The sequence below is a fragment of the Megamonas rupellensis DSM 19944 genome, assembly GCF_000378365.1.
GTDB lineage: Bacteria > Bacillota > Negativicutes > Selenomonadales > Selenomonadaceae > Megamonas > Megamonas funiformis.
On sequence record NZ_KB899585.1, the window covers coordinates 1 to 13,116 of the forward strand.

General features: G+C 32.8%; 13 protein-coding genes, 1 other RNA gene and 1 other annotated feature. Of the genes, 1 reads left to right on the plus strand and 13 read right to left on the minus strand.

Annotated elements, in window-relative coordinates; translation table 11 throughout:
* Positions 1-144, minus strand: a 144-nt coding sequence (locus F553_RS12325; RefSeq protein WP_208854020.1) for a transposase, incomplete at its 3' end; no start/stop codon positions are given.
* 154 nt (positions 145-298) lie between these two features.
* Positions 299-769: an RrF2 family transcriptional regulator gene (locus tag F553_RS0107945; RefSeq protein WP_008539857.1), complete on the minus strand. Its 471-nt coding sequence runs from the start codon at positions 767-769 to the stop codon at positions 299-301.
* Between the two features lie 204 nt (positions 770-973).
* Positions 974-1,164: a binding site (T-box leader), on the plus strand.
* A gap of 53 nt (positions 1,165-1,217) precedes the next feature.
* Here F553_RS0107945 and leuS point away from each other — a divergent pair.
* Positions 1,218-3,689 (plus strand): leucine--tRNA ligase, encoded by a 2,472-nt coding sequence (gene leuS, locus F553_RS0107950; protein ID WP_018999695.1) that lies wholly within the window; start codon positions 1,218-1,220, stop codon positions 3,687-3,689.
* Between the two features lie 59 nt (positions 3,690-3,748).
* On the opposite strand, the gene F553_RS0107955 is transcribed toward leuS, so the two are convergent.
* From F553_RS0107955 to hemB, 11 genes are all read right to left on the minus strand, one after another.
* Complete coding sequence (locus F553_RS0107955) at positions 3,749-4,303, minus strand: PepSY domain-containing protein (protein ID WP_018999696.1); 555 nt, start codon at positions 4,301-4,303, stop codon at positions 3,749-3,751.
* A gap of 107 nt (positions 4,304-4,410) precedes the next feature.
* Positions 4,411-4,839, minus strand: a complete 429-nt coding sequence (locus F553_RS0107960; protein WP_018999697.1) for a GNAT family N-acetyltransferase — start codon at positions 4,837-4,839, stop codon at positions 4,411-4,413.
* A 170-nt stretch (positions 4,840-5,009) separates the two neighbouring features.
* The gene (gene feoB / locus F553_RS0107965; RefSeq protein WP_018999698.1) at positions 5,010-7,061 is read right to left on the minus strand and encodes a ferrous iron transport protein B; all 2,052 of its coding nucleotides are present in this window, start codon (positions 7,059-7,061) and stop codon (positions 5,010-5,012) included.
* Positions 7,054-7,284: a FeoA family protein gene (locus F553_RS0107970; protein ID WP_008539851.1), complete on the minus strand. Its 231-nt coding sequence runs from the start codon at positions 7,282-7,284 to the stop codon at positions 7,054-7,056. The genes feoB and F553_RS0107970 overlap by 8 nt, the downstream gene beginning before the upstream one ends.
* A gap of 120 nt (positions 7,285-7,404) precedes the next feature.
* Positions 7,405-8,154: a zinc ribbon domain-containing protein gene (locus F553_RS0107975; protein WP_018999699.1), complete on the minus strand. Its 750-nt coding sequence runs from the start codon at positions 8,152-8,154 to the stop codon at positions 7,405-7,407.
* Positions 8,155-8,292: 138 nt separating this feature from the next.
* Positions 8,293-8,544 carry a pro-sigmaK processing inhibitor BofA family protein gene (locus tag F553_RS0107980; protein ID WP_008539849.1) on the minus strand — a complete coding sequence of 84 codons (252 nt, stop codon included), beginning with the start codon at positions 8,542-8,544 and terminating at the stop codon, positions 8,293-8,295.
* Positions 8,545-8,572: 28 nt separating this feature from the next.
* Positions 8,573-9,169, minus strand: a complete 597-nt coding sequence (gene recR, locus F553_RS0107985) for a recombination mediator RecR (protein WP_018999700.1) — start codon at positions 9,167-9,169, stop codon at positions 8,573-8,575.
* On the minus strand, positions 9,169-9,492 hold the full coding sequence (locus F553_RS0107990) for a YbaB/EbfC family nucleoid-associated protein (protein ID WP_008539847.1): 324 nt from the start codon (positions 9,490-9,492) through the stop codon (positions 9,169-9,171). Before F553_RS0107990 ends, recR begins: the two co-directional genes overlap by 1 nt.
* A 71-nt stretch (positions 9,493-9,563) precedes the next feature.
* Complete coding sequence (dnaX, locus tag F553_RS0107995) at positions 9,564-11,477, minus strand: DNA polymerase III subunit gamma/tau (protein WP_018999701.1); 1,914 nt, start codon at positions 11,475-11,477, stop codon at positions 9,564-9,566.
* 59 nt (positions 11,478-11,536) lie between these two features.
* An RNA gene (ffs, locus tag F553_RS12330) (signal recognition particle sRNA small type) lies at positions 11,537-11,636 on the minus strand.
* Positions 11,637-12,141: 505 nt separating this feature from the next.
* Positions 12,142-13,116 (minus strand): porphobilinogen synthase, encoded by a 975-nt coding sequence (gene hemB / locus F553_RS0108000; protein WP_008539842.1) that lies wholly within the window; start codon positions 13,114-13,116, stop codon positions 12,142-12,144.

Below are 13,116 nucleotides of genomic sequence, written 5' to 3' on the forward strand. Positions count from 1 at the left end.
GTGAAGCTCCTGACAAATATTATTAATCAACTCCTTTAATCGTTCATCAACACCATTGTTCAACACTTTTCTACGATATTTAGGACAAAATACTACATGATATTTACAAGAATATACTATATTATTATTTGATTTATATTTCATAAAAGTATTATATAACTATTAAAAATATAATACAATAAAAAACAATGATATCGAATCATTGTTTTTTAGCGAGCTTATATCCCCATAAATAAATTTAGGGGCTTTACGCTCGCATTTGGTAAAATAAAATAATCCTCAGCATAAATACTAAGGATTATTTTTTATCTTTTTTATTTTCTTTTTCATTTTGTTGGCAAGTAATCATTGCATTATTTTCTTTAGCTTGTCTTGCCAATTCTGATAAAGTAACACTATCTAAATAACCATTTATTACTTTATTCAAACCTAACCAAAATGGCAATACACTACAATAATCAGCTCTATTACAATTACAATGATCTTTTTCAATACAAGCAATTGGAGCCATATCTCCTTCAGCTGCTCGCAAAATATCGCCAGCTGTGTATTGCATACTAGATTTTGCTAATAAATAACCTCCATTATTTCCTCGCACGCTTTTTACTAATTTTGCTTTTATCAATAAAGAAATTATCTGTTCCATATATTTCAAACTTATATTCTGTCTAGTTGCAATATCTTTTAACGGAATGGGATTACCTGTATTATTAACTGTTAAATCAATCATTGTTCTCAATGCATATCGACCTTTTGTTGACACTTTCATCAAAATCACCTCATAAATATTTTACTATTATTTTAGTAGGAAATCAATTTTAAAAACTGCTATATTCTCAATTTTTTTCTATTTTTTCTCAATTATACACCTATAAAATATCAGGTATTTAATTATATAAAAAATTAACAATGTAACAATATTACTTGACTTTAATATTATAGCTAAGTATAATGATATTTGTTTATATCAAATTCAAATCCAATGATACAGAGTAGTAAATTATTTAAGGATTTTTCAGAAAGTAGGCGGTTGATGCGAGCCTATAATCATGTAATTGAACTCGCTGTGGAGGAGTGCAAAAGCACCGCTAATCCCGTTAAGATTTTAAAGAGGATAACTTTTTGTTATCAATCAGGGTGGTACCGCGATAATTCGTCCCTGGCATTTTGCCAGGGGCTTTTTTAATGTCCAAAAATAGTATAGGAGTGTTAATTTTATGGAAAAATATTGTCCTCAATCCATTGAAAAAAAATGGCAGAAAATCTGGGACGAAACAAAAGCTTACCAGATTAATATGGACCCAAACAAACCAAAATATTATGTACTTGAAATGTTCCCTTACCCATCTGGTAATTTACATATGGGACATGTTCGCAATTACTCCATCGGTGATGTTATTGCTCGTTATAAAACTATGAATGGTTTCAATGTACTTCATCCAATGGGCTTTGACGCATTCGGTATGCCTGCTGAAAACGCAGCTATCAAACATGGCGTTAGTCCTTCTGACTGGACTGAAAATAATATGGCAAATATGACTCGTCAACAAAAAGAAATGGGTCTTTCTTATGACTGGGATAGAAAAGTTGCTACTTGCCATGAAGATTATTATAAATGGACTCAATGGCTCTTTGAATTATTCTATAAAAAAGGCTTAGCTTATAAGAAAAAAGCTTCTGCTAACTGGTGTGAAACTTGCCATACTGTACTTGCTAATGAACAAGTTATTGATGGTAAATGCTGGCGCTGTGATGATACAGTAGTGAAAAAAGACCTTGAACAATGGTTCTTAAAAATCACAGATTATGCTGATGTATTATTAAAAGACCTTGATAAACTTGAAGGCTGGCCAAACCGCGTAAAAATCATGCAGGATAACTGGATTGGTCGCAGTGAAGGTGCTGAATTTAGCTTTGATGTACCTGATTACAATGAAAAAATTTCTGTTTATACAACTCGCCCTGATACTGTATTTGGTGTATCTTATGTTGTACTTGCAGCAGAACATCCACTTGTAAAAAAATTCATCAAAGGCAAAGAAAACGAACAAGAAATCTTGAAATTCATTGAAGAAGTACACAATATGAATGAAATCGAACGTACTTCTAGTGAATCTGAGAAAAAAGGTATGTTCACAGGCGTTTATGCTATAAATCCATTCAATGGCGAAAAAGTTCCTGTATGGGTAACAAACTATGTTCTCTTTGAATATGGTACTGGTGCTGTTATGGGTGTTCCTACTCATGATGAACGTGACTTTATGTTCGCTAAAAAATACAATTTACCAATGAAAATTGTTATTCAAAATAAAGAACATAATTTAACACTTGAAACTATGGAAAATGCATACGTTGAAGATGGTGAACTTGTAGAGTCTGGTCAATTCACTGGCATGAATAATCGTAAAGCTATCACAGCTATGATTGATTGGCTCGAAGAAAATAACCTCGGCAAACGTCGTGTAAATTATCGTTTACGTGATTGGCTCATCTCCCGTCAACGTTATTGGGGTGCTCCAATTCCTATTATTTACTGCCCTCATTGCGGTGAAGTTCTCGTTCCTGAAGAACAATTACCTGTAAAATTACCTAAAGATGTAAAATTTGAAACTGGTGCAACTTCTCCACTTGCTCAAGCTGAAGATTTCGTAAATTGCACATGTCCAAAATGTGGTGCACCTGCAAAACGTGAAACAGATACTATGGATACATTCATCTGCTCTTCCTGGTACTATATGCGCTATGCTGACCCACACAATGATAAAGCTCCATTCAGCAAAGATGCTATCAATTATTGGCTCCCTGTTAACCAATATATCGGTGGTATTGAACATGCTATCTTGCATTTATTATATTCCCGTTTCTTCACAAAAGTATTAAAAGATGCAGGTCTTGTAGAATTTGATGAACCATTTACAAACCTTTTAACTCAAGGTATGGTTATCAAAGATGGTTCTAAAATGAGTAAATCTAAAGGAAATGTTGTATCTCCTGAAGAAATCATCAAAAAATATGGTGCAGATACTGCTCGTCTCTTTATTTTATTTGCTGCTCCACCAGAACGTGACCTTGAATGGAGTGACCAAGGCGTTGAAGGTGCTTGGCGTTTCATTCAGCGTGTATGGAGAATTATTCTTTCCTATGCTGATAAAGTTAAAGAAAATCCAACTTTTGATGTAAAAGCACTCACTAAAGAAGAAAAAGAATTATTCCGTATTTTAAATGTTACTATTGAAAAAGTAACTGAAGATATCGGTACTCGTGGTACTTTCAACACTGCAATTAGCTCCATCATGGAACTTGTAAATGCTTTCTATGTATTCAAAGATGGCAACTTAAATGCAGGTCTTGCTCGCGAAGTAGTTATTAACTTAATTAAACTTTTAGCACCATTTGCACCACATGTTACTGAAGAACTTTGGCAACAAATTGGTCAAACAGGTAGCGTACATCATACTACATGGCCAACATTCGACCCTAAAGCTACTATTGCTGATGAAGTTGAAGTTGTTGTTCAAGTAAATGGTAAATTACGTAGCAAAATAATGGTATCTTCCTCTGCTACTCGTGAAGCACAACAAGAAATCGCTCTTGCTGATGAAAAAATCAAAGGCTTAATCGAAGGTAAAACTATCGTTAAAGTAATCAGCGTTCCTAAAAAACTTGTAAATATCGTTGTAAAAGGCTAAGATTAGTCTATAAAAAATAAGCTATAGCAATTAAAATTTTACTTTGCTATAGCTTATTTTTATTTATGATTTTTCCATTTCCATTCTACGAAAGTTCCTGTATTTTTATCTATGGTAAATTCATATAAAATGCCATTTACTTGTGCTCTACCTTCATATTGTAAATAGTCATCATCATGTTCTAATTTCAATTTAATATCACCTGTAGTACAATTTGGAATTTGTGCTTTTACTAATTCAATAGCACCAGCTTCATCTACTGGTTTTCCAGATAATTTGGCATAATATTTTTTATCAATCTCATAATCCATTGCTAAAATTTCTCCGCCATACATATCTACATTATAATTATATTCTTTATTATCAGCATAAAATTCTATATCATAAATATCTTTACCATAATAATTTTCTATTTTAGTCTTTAATCGACTGATATCTTTAGCTTCCATATCTGCATTTTCTAAAACAATAATTTCAGCTTGTTCCTTTGATATTATTCCTGATTTCTCCACTTTTACATCATGCTGTTCAATTTGCTGTTCTGTTCTATTATCCATAGGAATAACATTTTTTACTCCTTTAAATTCTTTTTGGTCATCTATCTGCGATTGCATTATGCCATAGCCTCCAAAAAAACCCAATACCAAAATGATAATTATAATACCAACAATCCTCACAAAATCATACCCTTTCTTCATTCTCTATCCATACTATTTAAACTTTACTTTATTAATTTTTCCATATGTATATGCGGACAATATTCATCTAAATAAATATCTCCACTTGCTTTATATCCTAAACTTTCATAAAAAGCTCTCGCTCTACATTGTGCAGATAAACTTATTTTTTCACCTGATAAAGCTTTCACTTTTTCCTCTAATAAATTCATCAATTTAGTGCCTATATGACATTTACGATATTCTTTAAGCACTGCTAATCTGCCAATTATATATGAACTTTTCTCATTATCTTCTCGATATAATCTCGCATTTGCTATAGCTTTTTCTCCTTCCCAAATAATTAAATGATACGCAATATCATCTATATCATCAAATTCATTTTCAAATTTTTGTTCATTTACAAATACTTCTGTGCGTATATCTTTTGCCTCTTGGGGCAAATAATCAAAAAACTTGTACTTCAAATTCATCTTTACACCTTTACTTATCATACTTTTATTTATATTATATCATGAAAATTGCTCTCAATAACACTGATTATAGCACTATTCCCATATATTTAATAAAAAAAATAACAGTGTTACAAGAGTTTTATAAATAATTAAACTCTCATAAACACTGTTCAAACAAAAATTAAATATTAATATAAAATATTGCTACCTACTTGATAGATAATAACGGCTACTAAATATGCAATCAATAATTGGAAAAATATTGCAAAACAAGTCCATTTTGTAGAATTAGTTTCTTTTTTTATAGTTACAATACTAGCTATACATGGAGTATATAATAAACAAAATACCATCAAAACATAAGCATTTAATTCATGAAAACCAACTTGTGCTAATTGACCAACTAAAGTATTCATGCCTTCTGCTGAATTGATATTTAAAATACCATACAATACGCTCAAACTTGCTACAACAACTTCTTTTGCTGCAATACCAGATATCAAAGCCACTGCAATCTGCCATAAACCAAGTCCAGCAGGAACTAAAATAGGTGCTATCAATCGACCAATTTGAGCTCCAAAGCTATCACTGATATCTACCATACCGGAGAAATTAAAGTTTAAAATAAACCAAATAATTATTGAAGCTACGAAAATAGTTGTACCAGCTTTGGCTAAATATGATTTAACTTTTTCCCAAGCATATAAAAATATAGACATTACATTTGGTGATTTATATTCTGGAAGTTCTATCAACAATACTTTTTTATCGCTCTTATCGCTCACCTTATAAAAGATTTTAGCAATAATTATCGCCATAACTATGCCGATTACATACATAGAAAAAGCTACAAACATCGCATATTCTGGGAAAAACATTCCTGAAAATAAAATATATATTGGAAGTCTAGCACTACATGACATAAATGGCGTTACTAAAATAGTACGCAATCTATCCTTCGGGTCTTCTAAAGCTCTTGATGCCATAATTGCTGGCACTGAACAACCAAATCCCAATAATAAAGGAATAAATGCTCTACCAGATAAACCGATTTTGCCCATTACTGAATCCATGACATAGGCCACACGCGACATATATCCGCTATCTTCTAATACAGCTAAAGCTAAGAACAAAATAAATATATTCGGTAAAAATGCTAATATACCACCAATACCAGCTATAGCCCCATCAATTAACAATGACGATATAATTGGACTGACATCTATAGAATTCAATATTGCCATCAAATCATTGCTTACAATATCTATTCCTTCTACTAAATAATTTTTAAAAATATCACCTATAGTAAAAGTTAAAAAGAAAATAAATGCCATAATAGCCAAGAAAATCGGAATACCCCAAACATTATCAGTAAGCACAGCATCTATTCTATCTGTAGAACGTGCTTCTTTATCTTTATTTACTAATACTTCTTGTATTATTTCTTCGATAAAATCATATTTTTGCTTGATGATATCTTTTTCATAACTTCTATCCAATACATCAGGCAAATCTAAAGGATATTTTTCAATAATTTCTTTATCCTGTACTAATTCTTTGATTGCATGCCAACGCAAATTAGGTAATTGACCATATTTTTCAACGAGAGCTTCTTCGATAATATCTATCTTATCTTCAATCTCATCACTATAAACAACTACACAATCTTTATGATGATTATGTCTATGTTTACGATTTAAAATTTCTTCACCATGATGATGTTCTATTTTATCTTTAATTTTTTCACCCTGATGATGAGCAACTGCATGCATTAAGATTTCCAGACCACGTTTTTTTCTAGCACTGACAGGGACTACTGGTATCCCTAGCATTTCTGGCAATCTATGAAAATCGATATCCATGCCTCGCTCTTCAACAATATCCATCATATTTAAAGCTAGAACCATTGGCTTACCTAATTCAATAAGTTGCAATGCTAAATACAAATTTCGCTCTAAAGAAGAAGCATCTGCCACATCAACAACTATATCGACTTCATCATCTAATATATATTGACGTGATACTTGTTCTTCCATAGTATATGAAGTCAAACTATAAATACCTGGCAAATCCACTAATTTATAATTTTCATTGTGAAATTGCATTGCACCTTCTTTTTTTTCTACAGTTACACCGGGCCAATTGGCAACTTTTAAATGCGCACCAGTATAAGCATTAAATAAAGTAGTTTTCCCACAATTAGGATTACCAATAAAAGCTACATGAACATCTTTACTCATTTTCTATTTCCTCGATTTCTATAGCATCTGCTATTTCTTTACCTATGGCAAAACGAGTGCCACGTACCTTTATAATTACAGCACCTTGATTTTTTTTATTTAAAACCATAAGTTTTACTTGGTCTGTCATGCCGAGCATCTCTAAACGACGTTCAATATTTCCCTCTAAATTTACTTTTTTTACAAGATAAGTTCTTCCTTTTTGTGCTTGTGATACATTCAAAATTATCGCCTCCTAAATATACACATTTTTCATTTTATCACATCTAGGCAAATTTTATCTAAAAAATAAAAAACGACACCTTTAAATAGTGTCGCTTTTATAGATAAAATCATTATTTAATTAAAATTTATCCTTATCTTTTGGTGGTGTAATATCTATTATTTTACCACTTTTAGACTCTGTATATTCCGCATCTTGTTCATTTGTATATTGATTATATTGTTGATATTCATTTTGATTTGCACCATTTAAACGGTTTCCACATTCAGGGCAGAATTTTGGAGGATTATTTCTATCTGGTGCCATCCATCCACAATTAGGGCAACGGAAATTATTTTCATCATATCTACTGCTAGCATAAGCATTAGTTTCATTTTTTTTGCCAAAAAGTTTACGATAAATAGCCATAATTACCATTACTACGATACCGATAAGTACCACATTGGCAATTAAACCTAAAATATCACCCATAAATCCGCCAAGACCAAACATATTGCTGAGCATGCTACCTAAGAACATACCACCAGCAAATAAACCAATATTTCTTAAAGCACTACCCCAACGGCTACCAGATTGCTGATTGTTTGCTGTATTTGTAGTAGTGTTAGTTTTATTTGCAGTATTTGTACTTGCATTATTTGTTGTATTATTTGTAGTTGCATTGGACTTAGGTGCTTCTGTAGCATTTGTCTTTGGTGCATCAGTTTTTGGTGTTGTAGTTGTTGTTGATTTTGTAGAAGGTGTTAAAGATTTTGTTGTACTAGCTGGAGCTTTGAACCCGCCACCGCCAGATTTTGCTTTTGCCATGCCAATACCACTAAAAGCAAAAACACACACCATCACAATTGCTAATATTTTTTTGAAATTCATTATACACACTCTCTTTTTTAATAGTTATTTTTTATTTAATTAATAGTTATTTTAACATATAAAGCATAATCAATCAATTATCTAATTAATTATTTATAAATTTGCCTACAAAAAAAGCTACAGCCAAAACTGTAGCTCTTATAACATAGAATAAATTGCTAATACCAATACTCCTGGTACTCCAAATATCCCTGCTATCAATGCCGTTATAAAATTAATCGGAATGTATACAAATCCCAAGAAATTTATAATATATAAAACGATAGCACCTATTATGCTATTATAAATGCAATTCCATAAGATTTTTAGTGGCATAGAAAAAATTTTAGTGAATACACATAAAATCAATAAGCCCACAAAAAAAGCAATAACTAATGTAGATTCAACCATAAAATCACAACCTTTGTTCTAAATGAACTTACATTTCTCGACGATTTTCAATAGCTTTAGCTAAAGTTACCTCATCTGCATATTCTAAATCGCCACCAACAGGAAGTCCATGAGCAATTCTTGTTACTTTTATACCTAGTGGTTTTAATAATTTGGCAATGTACATAGCTGTTGCTTCGCCTTCAATATTAGGATTAGTAGCCATGATAACTTCTTTTACTTTATCATCATATAGACGATTTAATAATTCTTTGATATGAATATCCTCTGGCCCTACTCCTTCAATTGGCGATAAAGCTCCATGCAATACATGATAAACGCCTTTATAATCTCGCATACGCTCCATAGCCACTACATCTTTAGGCTGTTCTACTACACAAATAATAGAATGGTCTCTATTTGGAGAAGTGCAAATAGCACAAGGGTCTGTATCACTGAGATTAAAACAACAACTGCAAAAGCCAATTTTTTCTTTAGCTTCAATAATAGCCTGCGCCAAGGCTTTTGCTTGGGCAGGCTCCATGTCTAAAATATGATATGCTAAGCGTACAGCTGTCTTTGAACCAATTCCTGGTAAAGCACGAAAATGTTCAATTAGCTTAGCCATAGGCTCAATATATCTCATTAGAATAATCCAGCAGGAAGATTTAAACCACTAGTTAATTTGCTCATTTCACTAGCCATCATTTCATCTACTTTTACCATAGCCTGATTTACAGCAGATAAAATAAGGTCTTGTAACATTTCTACATCTTCTGGATCTACTGCAGCTTTATCAATAACAAGGGACTGCATCTGTTTTTCACCGTTCATAACGACTTTAACAACACCGCCACCAACGCTTACTTCAACAGTTTTCTTTTTAAGTTCATCTTGCATTTTTTTCATATCAGCTTGCATTTTCTGAACTTTTTTCATCATGCCAGCCATATTACCTTGATTAAACATCAAAATACCTCCATATAAAATATTTTTCTCTATTTAGAGTATCAAAATAAAATAAAATCGTCAATTATCTATTATTTATTATCTTCAGGAATTATTTTTCCACCAAAAATCTCAATCGCAGTCTGTAATGTATGTTTACCTTCTGGTGTCATATTATCATAATCCACATCTGTTGGCGCTATATCTACATAATCTTCATCTGTAGGCATAGGAATGTCTGCTTGATAATCACCTTGTGGCAATACATCCTCATCTTCAATCATAGGAATTGTTACTTTTGGCGCTTTTATTTCCTGTACTTTATCAACATTATTATTTAAAGTAGTATTAACCTGTGGCATTTGCATTATCTTTAAATCTCCACAAGTACAGACTAAACGCAAATTATGACCTGTTACATTTTCTAATACTTCTTCTATCAATAAACGATAATCATCTTTTTCTGTACGAGCTTGTAAAAATGGGCTATCAAAATGGATAAAAAATTGATTATCTGCTATACGATAAGGTAGTGCTCTATTTACACAAGCCACTACAACTTTTTTGCGACGAGCATTAAGCCCTGCCAATACATTTTGCCAAATAGCTGTAGCATCAGCATTTTCCATCGGCATTATATTAGTATGCACTGGCTCATTTTTAACTATTTTTGAAGCTCTTTTTACTGTATTTTGTCTTGGCTCTACAGAAGTATTCATCATTGGCGCATTCGTTATCGGAGCTGATTTATACTGCTCTTGCATATTAGCCAACTGACTACTAAGTGCTTTGACTATTCTATCTAAACGAGAAACAGTCTGTTCTAGAGCCATTATTTTTGCCTCTGAAGCACCCTTGTTATTTATTGCAGGCATATTATTCATCATCGGCATTATTTTCTCTGAATTATTATTTTCAGCTTCGCCTTGCCAGCATAATTTTAAAAATAAAACTTCTGCCGTTATTCTAGGTTGACTTGCCCATTTTATTTCATTAATAGCCTCATGTATTTTTTGAATAATTTGCATTATCTGGTCATGCGTAAATTCTTTAGCTTGGCGAGATAATATCTCTTCATCTTCAAAATACATATTTAAACTTAATAATTTATTTGAAGCTTTATAGAGCATAATCGAACGAAAATGCAATACTAATTCGTTCAATAATTGTTTTATTTCTTTACCTTGGGCTATTACTTCATCAAGGATAGTTAAAATCGTTTGACTATCTTTTTTAGCTAGAGCATCTGTTATCTGCCATATCCAATCATGACCTACAAGCCCTAATACTTTTCTCACTTGTGTAACAGTGAGTTCATCTTTAGTAAAAGCAAGACATTGGTCTAATAAACTGAGTGCATCACGCATACCGCCATCTGCTTGAATAGCAATAATAGACAATGCATCTTTATCTGCATTTAGCCCCATCTCATCAGTAATCAGCACAAGTCGTTTTAAGATATCATCTTTGGTTATGCGTTTAAAATCATATCTTTGACAACGTGATTGTATTGTTATTGGCACCTTATGCACTTCTGTTGTTGCCAAAATAAATACAACATGAGATGGTGGTTCTTCTAATGTTTTTAGCAAAGCATTAAAAGCTTCTGTCGTCAACATATGAACTTCATCGATGATATATACTTTATATTTACCATCTACAGGAGCAAATTTCACTGTTTCACGTAAATCACGAATTTCATCAATACCACGATTGGAAGCCGCATCTATTTCAAAAACGTCCATGAATGAACCATCATTTATTTTTTGACAACATACACATTGATTACAAGGTGTTGGTGTCGGTCCATGCTCACAATTTAAAGCCTTCGCCAAAATCTTAGCTGTACTTGTCTTCCCTGTACCACGTGGTCCAGAAAATAAATATGCATGAGCTACTTTACCTGTACTTATAGCATTAGATAAAGTTTCACTGATATGTTCTTGGCCTATAAGATCCGAAAAATCTTGTGGTCTCCACTTTCGGTAAAGTGCCATATAAGCCATAATAAATGCTCCCCTCCTATTTTTGGATATAAAAAAAACAGCTTCTCAGGTAAGAACACGGTATTCAGGCGCCCTCACGGCACATGAAGATGATCACTTACCGTTGCTCCCTTCCGGACCTGGCGGGGTTCATGAGTCTCCATTGCGCGAGACCCGAATACCGCAGTCTTACATGAGAAACTGCTCATGAATGATATTTTAGCATAAAAAAAGAATTATTACAAGTGTTCGCTCATTCGTTTTTCTTTTAGTCAAAAGAAAAATGAACCAAAAAGAAAAACCACCCGCGATATTGATTTTACTTTGTCAAAGATAAAATTATGTCTACAACGCTCTAAACTCGCTTCGCTCAAACAGTAGAGCTAAAACCGTAGCCCTAATTTTATCTTTGCCAATAGCTTTCAGCTACCGTAAAAGTCTGCTAACGCGGGAATATTTGGTATTTATTAATAATACCGTACTATTTTTTCCGCATTATAAAATTTGAATGGTAACCTTTAGGTTATTGAACATAATTATCACTGAATACGGTTTTAGTCTGAATGTTTGAGCGAAGCGAGTTTCTAAGCGTTGTATGAAGTGATAATTATGTTCAAAGTTCAAATTTTATCTGCGGTGGTTTTCTTTGGTTCGTTTCTTTGCCATCAAAGAAATGAACAAGTTTTTAGCCTTTTAACCATTTTGCTACATCAATAGCGTGATATGTGATGATGATATCTGCACCTGCACGTTTCATGCTTAGAAGTGTTTCCATAACGATGCGTTTTTCATCAATCCAGCCATTTTGGGCTGCTGCTTTTACCATGGAATATTCACCACTTACATTATATACAGCTATAGGACGATCGATTTTATCGCGAACTTGACGAACGATATCAAGATAACATAAAGCAGGTTTTACCATGATGAAATCTGCTCCTTCTTCCATATCAAGTTCCACTTCTTTCATAGCTTCACGGCTATTAGCAGGATCCATCTGATAAGCTCTTCTATCACCAAATTGAGGAGCAGAATCTGCTGCATCTCTAAATGGTCCATAATATCCAGAAGCATATTTTACTGCATAAGACATGATAGATACATTTTTAAAGCCAGCTTCATCTAAAGCTTCACGAATTACAGCAATTCTGCCGTCCATCATATCAGATGGAGCAATGATATCTGCACCACTTTGAGCTTGGCTTACAGCAACTTTTGCTAACAATTTTAAAGTAGCATCATTATCTACTTCATGACCACAAAGCTGACCGCAATGACCATGTGTTGTATATTGGCAAAGGCATACATCACCAACAATTACAAGGTTTGGCACAGCTTCTTTAATTGCACGCATAGCACGTTGTACAGGGCTATTTAAATCCCATGCACTAGAACCTATTTCATCTTTATATTCAGGAAGACCAAAAACTTCAATTGCTGGAATTCCAAGTTCATAAACTTCTTTAGCTACTTTTACTGCATTATCTACAGAAAGATGATATACATCTGGCATACTAGGAATTTCTTCTTTTACATTTTCACCAGCAACCACAAAGATAGGATAAATTAAATCCTTTACAGATAAAGAATTTTCACGAACCATGTCGCGAACAGCGCTATTTAAACGCAAACGGCGTGGTCTTAAAGTATTGAGTTTCAT

Bases quoted from the DNA above. Each gene is read 5' to 3' on its own strand.
- F553_RS0107980 (WP_008539849.1), bottom strand. From the start codon at position 8,544: ATGGTTGAATCTACATTAGTTATTGCTTTTTTTGTGGGCTTATTGATT.
- feoB (WP_018999698.1), bottom strand. From the start codon at position 7,061: ATGAGTAAAGATGTTCATGTAGCTTTTATTGGTAATCCTAATTGTGGG.
- recR (WP_018999700.1), bottom strand. From the start codon at position 9,169: ATGAGATATATTGAGCCTATGGCTAAGCTAATTGAACATTTTCGTGCT.
- F553_RS0107945 (WP_008539857.1), bottom strand. From the start codon at position 769: ATGAAAGTGTCAACAAAAGGTCGATATGCATTGAGAACAATGATTGAT.
- dnaX (WP_018999701.1), bottom strand. From the start codon at position 11,477: ATGGCTTATATGGCACTTTACCGAAAGTGGAGACCACAAGATTTTTCG.
- leuS (WP_018999695.1), top strand. From the start codon at position 1,218: ATGGAAAAATATTGTCCTCAATCCATTGAAAAAAAATGGCAGAAAATC.
- F553_RS0107955 (WP_018999696.1), bottom strand. From the start codon at position 4,303: ATGCAATCGCAGATAGATGACCAAAAAGAATTTAAAGGAGTAAAAAAT.
- F553_RS0107990 (WP_008539847.1), bottom strand. From the start codon at position 9,492: ATGTTTAATCAAGGTAATATGGCTGGCATGATGAAAAAAGTTCAGAAA.
- F553_RS0107960 (WP_018999697.1), bottom strand. From the start codon at position 4,839: ATGAATTTGAAGTACAAGTTTTTTGATTATTTGCCCCAAGAGGCAAAA.
- F553_RS0107975 (WP_018999699.1), bottom strand. From the start codon at position 8,154: ATGAATTTCAAAAAAATATTAGCAATTGTGATGGTGTGTGTTTTTGCT.
- hemB (WP_008539842.1), bottom strand. From the start codon at position 13,116: ATGAAACTCAATACTTTAAGACCACGCCGTTTGCGTTTAAATAGCGCT.